This is a genomic window from Streptomyces sp. NRRL WC-3549 (genome assembly GCF_000721935.1).
Lineage (GTDB): Bacteria > Actinomycetota > Actinomycetes > Streptomycetales > Streptomycetaceae > Streptomyces.
This window is the reverse complement of the sequence record NZ_KL585430.1, coordinates 1,823-3,108: the sequence shown is the minus strand read 5'-3', so window position 1 is coordinate 3,108 and position 1,286 is coordinate 1,823. Positions and strand designations below refer to the sequence as shown.

The following is a 1,286-nucleotide window of genomic DNA, read 5'->3' as shown; positions in this document are numbered from 1 at the left end:
CGTACCGGCCGACGAGGCGTCCGGCGGGCCGGGTGACCACCCAGTGCAGACGGCGCATCGGGGCAGTCCCCCGGTAATACCAGCGCGCCGGAGCGCTGACGGCGACCACCGCATCCGTATGCGCCCCCGCGGGCCCTTCACCCGCCTCCCTACGCGGGCCCACTCTTTCGGCCCCGTCGGCGAAATCCCTTTCCCCGTGTCCGGCGCCTCCCGGGCCCGTGGCGAGAGCCGCGTGCCGGAGCACCACGGAACCGCCCATCGAGAATCCCACCGTGACGACCCGCCGGTGCCCCAGGGACCGTGCCCAGGCGACCGCTGCGGCCAGGTCGTGCGCCTCGCGGTCCCCCACCGTGGACCGCCCGCCGGACCGCCCGTGCCCCCTAAACGAGAACGTGATCACGGCCGCACGCCGGGAGAACACCCGAGCGGCCCGCACCACGGCCGGCCGGTCGGCCGAGCCGGTGAAGCCGTGTGCGAGGACGACGGCGGTCTCCTGGGCGGGCCCGGTGTCCGGCCACGCGGAATCCGCCGCACACGGGGTGTACACCGCCTCGATACGCACCCCGTCACCCGTCAGCAGGGTCGTCCGCCGGGGTACCGGCGTGAGCGAGGGAACAGGGGAACTCGGGAAACCGCCCTCGGACGCAGAACTCATGTGGGCTATTGTGCTGCGGAGAGGATCCGGGCAATGCAGCCCCCGGGTCCTTTTGTGCTTTCCGAACGTTGTTACGCAGACGTTTCGACAAGCTCGGCGCTCCTCGAAAGGGGTCGCACCGTAAGAACCGTACGACCGCCGCCTTCGGGCGAACGCCGTACGGGTGTACGAAGCAGTGCCGCATACTCCCCCGGGCCCCGCCCGGGAGTGCCCCTCTCGCAGGGAACGAGGAGGACCGACGTGATGGGCGAGCGAACCGTGCACGATCGACCGACGACCCAGGCAGGTGGGCGGCGATGAGTTCACTGCTGCTTCTGACGAATGCCCTTCAACCGTCGACGGAGGTCCTCCCGGCCCTCGGTTTCCTGCTCCACAGCGTGCGGGTCGCCCCCGCGGAGGGGCCCGCGCTCGTCGACACCCCCGGCGCCGACGTGATCCTCGTCGACGGACGGCGCGACCTGCCCCAGGTCCGCTCGCTGTGCCGGCTGCTGCGGTCCACGGGTGCCGGCTGCCCGCTGCTCCTCGTCGTCACCGAGGGCGGCCTCGCGGCCGTCACCGCCGACTGGGGCATCGACGACGTACTGCTGGACACGGCCGGGCCCGCCGAGGTCTGTCTCTTATACACATCTCT

The 1,286-nt window shown here is 71.7% G+C and carries 1 protein-coding gene and 1 pseudogene; one reads left to right on the top strand and one right to left on the bottom strand.

Going from position 1 to position 1,286, the window contains the following annotated elements; genetic code table 11:
• On the bottom strand, positions 1–655 hold a 655-nt coding region (locus tag IH13_RS0130060; protein WP_082317762.1), incomplete at its 3' end, for an alpha/beta hydrolase.
• Between the two features lie 296 nt (positions 656–951).
• Between IH13_RS0130060 and IH13_RS0130055 the strand changes: the two are divergent.
• Positions 952–1,286: pseudogene (locus tag IH13_RS0130055) on the top strand (DNA-binding response regulator); the annotation flags it as partial.